The following is a 4613-nucleotide window of genomic DNA, read 5'->3' on the forward strand; positions in this document are numbered from 1 at the left end:
CTCGGGGGCGGCCATCGCCTGGAGCCGGGCCTCGCCTGCGGTCAGGGTCTCGGTCATGGAATCCTTGTGCCGCCGTCCCGTCCGGGGCGGCGGCTCGACGCGCTTTGGGCCCCTGAGATGGGGATCGGCCGGCCGCGGTCCAAGTGTCGAGAGACCTGTCGAAGGACCGGCCTCACACCTTCTCGGGCGGGGTCTCGTCCGGCTCGAAGAGCTGGACCGGGTGGCCCGGCATGATGGTCGAGATCGCGTGCTTGTAGACGAGCTGCGAATGGCCGTCGCGGCGCAGCAGCACGCAGAAATTGTCGAACCAGGTCACCACGCCCTGCAGCTTCACGCCGTTGACCAGGAAGATCGTGAGCGGAATCTTGTTCTTGCGGACGTGGTTGAGGAAGGTGTCCTGAAGGTTCTGTGCGCGTTCGCCCGCCATTGTTTTTTCCTTTGTTGTCCTGGCTGTTGTTTTGGCTTGTCGTCCTGCGCCCAGGCGCCGAGCGGAAATTGGTCTTCCGGCTCCGTGACTTGGTCCGGTCTCCGCGCGCCTGAGGAGCCGTGCGGGATTCCATTACGTGTCGAAATCCCGCCCCGATGCAAGGGCCGATCCGGGACCGTCCGTGACGGAATCGGACGCTTCTTAATCCGGTCCGTCTTCTGCCCGCGTCCGGGCCGGGCCGGGCCTCACGGCCCGATGCCCAGGGACTTCAGCTTGCGGTGCAGGGCCGAGCGCTCCATGCCGATGAACTCGGCCGTGCGCGAGATGTTGCCGGAGAACCGGGCGATCTGCGCCACCAGGTACTCGCGCTCGAAGATCTCGCGGGCCTCCCGCAGGGCGAGGCTCATCAGCTTCTCGCCGCCCGCCCCCTGCGGCGTCGTCGGCACCAGGGCGCCGATCTCGGAGGGCAGCATCTCGGAGGTGACCTCCTGCTCCGGGTCGGCCTGGGTCAGGATCATCAGCCGCTCGACGTTGTTCTTGAGCTGGCGGACGTTGCCCGGCCAGTTGTGCGACTGCAGCACCGCCATCGCGTCCTGCCCGATGACGCGGCGCGGCAGGCCGGTCTGGGCCGAGATGTTGTCCATGAAGAAGGTGATCAGCTCCGGCACGTCCTCGCGGCGCTCGGCGAGCGACGGCACCCGGATCGGCACCACCGAGAGGCGGTGGAACAGGTCCTCCCGGAAGCGGCCGGCGGCGATCTCCTCGGCGAGGTCGCGCGAGGAGGACGAGATGATGCGCACGTCCACGTGCACCCGCGTGGTGCCGCCGACGCGCTGGAAGTTCTGGTCCACGAGGACGCGCAGGATGCGGTTCTGGGTCTCGCGGGGCATGTCGGCGACCTCGTCGAGGTAGAGGGTGCCGCCGTGGGCCTCCTCCAGGGCGCCGACCCGGCGGCCCTGCTCGCCCTCCACGCCGAACAGCTCCGCCTCCATCGTCTCCGGCAGGATGGTGGCCGCGTTGAGGAGCACGAACGGGCCGTTGGCCCGCGCCGACGCCTTGTGCAGGCCGCGGGCGGCGAGCTCCTTGCCCGATCCGAGCGCCCCGGTGATCATCACCCGCGCGTTCGTCGGCGCCACCCGGTCCAGGGTCTGGCGCAGCTGGTTGATCGCCACCGAGGCGCCGACGATGCGGTTGGCATGCCCCGAGCGCGCCTTGAGGTCGCGGACCTCGCGCTTGAGGCGGGAGGCCTCCAGCGCCCGCTCGGCCACCAGGATCAGCCGGTCGGCCTTGAACGGCTTCTCGATGAAGTCGTAGGCGCCCGCCTTGATCGCCGAGACCGCGGTCTCGATGTTGCCGTGGCCCGAGATCATCACCACCGGCAGGTCCGGGTGGGCCGCCTTGATCAGGTCGAGCACCTGGAGCCCGTCGAGGCGCGAGCCCTGGAGCCAGATGTCGAGGAAGACGAGGTGCGGGCGCCGCCCCTCGATCGAGGCCAGCGCCTCGTCGGAGCCGCCGGCGGTGCGGCAGCGGTGGCCCTCGTCGTCGAGGATGCCGGCCACGAGGTCGCGGATGTCGGCCTCGTCGTCGACGATCAGGATATCGGCGCTCATGGGTGCATCTCCGCGATCCGGGGGGCCGTCCGTGCGGCGCCCTTCTCCACTGTCGTTCCGTTCGTCGTACCGGATATCGGACCGGCCCGGGCGCCGCCGTGCGCGGGCTCACCCGCGGGCTCGCCGCCCGTCTCGCGCAGCACCCGCATCCGCACCTGCCCGCCCCGGCCGGCGGGGTTGTCGTTCAGCTCGATCCCGCCGCCGTGCTCCTCCAGCACCTTGCTGACGATGGCGAGCCCGAGGCCCGTGCCGCCGTCGCGGGTCGTCATGTAGGGCTCCAGGAGCCGCTGGCGCCCCTCCGCGGGGAAGCCTTTTCCGTTGTCGGTCACGGTGATCACCGCGAAGGTCTCGTCCACGGCGAGGTTCAGGCCGATCTTGCCCTTGCCGAGTTCGGCCTCCGGCACCTCGGCCACCGCCTCGACGGCGTTCTTGAGGATGTTGGTGATCACCTGCGACAGGAGCCGGATGTCGAAGGCGGCGACGATCTTCTCGGCCTCCACCGGGCTCTGGGCCGCGCCGTCCCGGGCGGAGGGGGCGCGGGCCGAGAAGGCGAAGTCGATGTCGGGATGGGCCACCCGCATCATGAACAGGTTCTGCTTGGCGATCTCGGTCAGGTCGTTCTGGGCGATGGCCGGCTTGGGCATGCGGGCGAAGGAGGAGAACTCGTCCACCATGCGCTTGATCTCGTCCACCTGACGGATGATCGTCGCGGTGCACTGGTCGAACACCTCCTTGTCGGTGGTGATGACCTTGCCGTACTTGCGCCGGATGCGCTCGGCCGAGAGCTGGATCGGGGTGAGCGGGTTCTTGATCTCGTGGGCGATGCGGCGGGCCACGTCTGCCCAGGCCGAGGTGCGCTGGGCCGAGACGAGGTCGGTGATGTCGTCGAGCGTCACCACCGAGCCGCGGGCGGCACCGTGCGCCTGCTCGCTCGTCACCCGCACCGTCACCGTGCGCTCACGGCCCGCGCGGGTGAGCTGGATCTGCTGCTGCAGCGCCCGCTGGCGCGTCTCGCCCTCGGCCAGGATCGGGGCGAGTTCGGGCACGGCCTGGGCCAGGGGCTGGCCCACCAGGGCGTCGCTGGCCAGATCCAGCATCCGCTCGGCGGCGGGGTTGGCGATGGTGACGAGGCCCCCCGCCTCGACGCCGATGACGCCGGGCGAGACGCCCGAGAGCACGGCTTCCGTGAAGCGGCGACGGCGGTCGATCAGGTCGCTGGCCGCCGTCAGCCCCGCGTGCTGGCGGCGCAGCTCCTGCGTCATCTTGTTGAAGCTCTCGCCGAGATGGGCGAGGTCGCCGCTGGTCTTGCGGGCCGGCACCTGCGCGTAGAAGTTGCCCGAGGCCACCTGGTCGGCGGCGTTGATCAGCCGGCGGATCGGGGCGACGAAGCGGTTGGCGAAGTTCATCCCGAACCAGACCGCCGAGAGCAGGGCGATGAGCGCGATCAGGAGGAAGATCGAGGCGAAGGTGACCTGGATCTGGCGCCGGAGCGAATCGTAGGTGAGGTACTCGGCCGCCGCCGCGCGCGACACGCCGGGGAACTCGATGGCGAGCTGGCTGACCTCCCGCTGCACCATCAGCACCGCGTCGCCGTAGGCCGGCATCCGCAGCAGGGCGGCGAAGACACGGCCCTCCGTCGGCAGCAGGCAGATCGGGTCGTTGGACTTGGCCGCGTCCTCGAAGGCGGCGGCCGACGGCAGGCGGGTGGCCTTCAGCACGTCGATCTTGGCGCGCGCCACCACGTCGGTGGGGCCCCGCATGATCTGGGCGACGGGCAGGCCGAGGTTGGTCGCCCGCGTCGTCAGGAAGTTCTCGAACCAGTCGCGGTTCACGTCGAAGTTCGGCCGCGCCCGCGTCAGGTCGTCGTTGAGGATGCGGATCTCGCGGGCCAGCGACTGGCACTGGTTCTCCTGGTAGGCGTCGGCCACCTCCACCGACTTCAGCACCACGTCGCGCACCCGGTCGGTGAAGCCGAGCGACAGGCCCCGGTCGATCGTCACGGCGGCGACCACCGCGAGCAGGCAGGTCGGCAGGATCGCGATCAGGCTGAACAGGCCGACGATGCGGGTGTGCAGCCGCGCCACCGCGGCGTTGGCCCTGCGGGCATGCAGGAAGACCCGCGCCTCCCAGGCGATGACGACCACGAGCCCGAGCACCAGCACGACGTTGATGGCCAGCAGCGTCACGCCGATGGTCGGCGTGGGCGTGACCTGGATCACGCCGGCCAGGATCAGGAAGGTGGCGATGGCCGAGACCAGGGCGGTGACGACCACCACCGCGCCGATCCAGCCCGGCCCGCGCGGGCCCGGGCGCAGCACCTCGGCGGGGGCGGTCTCGTCGGGGCCCGTCGCGGGGCCTTGCGATGTCCCTGGGCGTCGCAGAAACGGCATGGCTGATGCAGGGCCACAACAGTGTGGCGAAATTAATACGAATCGCCTCCCAAGCCCTGCGCGATCCGCCGAAACCGGGGTCTTCGCTCGAAAGCGAAGACCTTTGGTTTCCTTCTTGTCAGCCTCAATCGCCGGCGCCCGCATCCGCGGGCTCAGGCTTTCGCTCAGCGGGGCGCTCTTCGCGCC

3 protein-coding genes are annotated in these 4613 nt (G+C 70.1%); all 3 read right to left on the reverse strand.

From position 1 onward, the window contains the following. Window positions 1–172: 172 nt before the first annotated feature. Window positions 173–427 carry an RNA chaperone Hfq gene (hfq, locus tag COGEMETH_RS18315; protein WP_238184042.1) on the reverse strand — a complete coding sequence of 85 codons (255 nt, stop codon included), beginning with the start codon at window positions 425–427 and terminating at the stop codon, window positions 173–175. A 245-nt stretch (window positions 428–672) separates the two neighbouring features. Then, complete coding sequence (ntrX, locus tag COGEMETH_RS18320; RefSeq protein WP_238184043.1) at window positions 673–2037, reverse strand: nitrogen assimilation response regulator NtrX; 1365 nt, start codon at window positions 2035–2037, stop codon at window positions 673–675. Next, entirely contained in the window at window positions 2034–4427 is a 2394-nt protein-coding gene (locus COGEMETH_RS18325) for a sensor histidine kinase NtrY-like (protein WP_238184044.1), read from the reverse strand. Before COGEMETH_RS18325 ends, ntrX begins: the two co-directional genes overlap by 4 nt. Window positions 4428–4613: the final 186 nt, after the last annotated feature.

Origin of the sequence: Methylobacterium trifolii (genome assembly GCF_022179685.1) — a bacterium.
Classification (GTDB): domain Bacteria; phylum Pseudomonadota; class Alphaproteobacteria; order Rhizobiales; family Beijerinckiaceae; genus Methylobacterium; species Methylobacterium trifolii.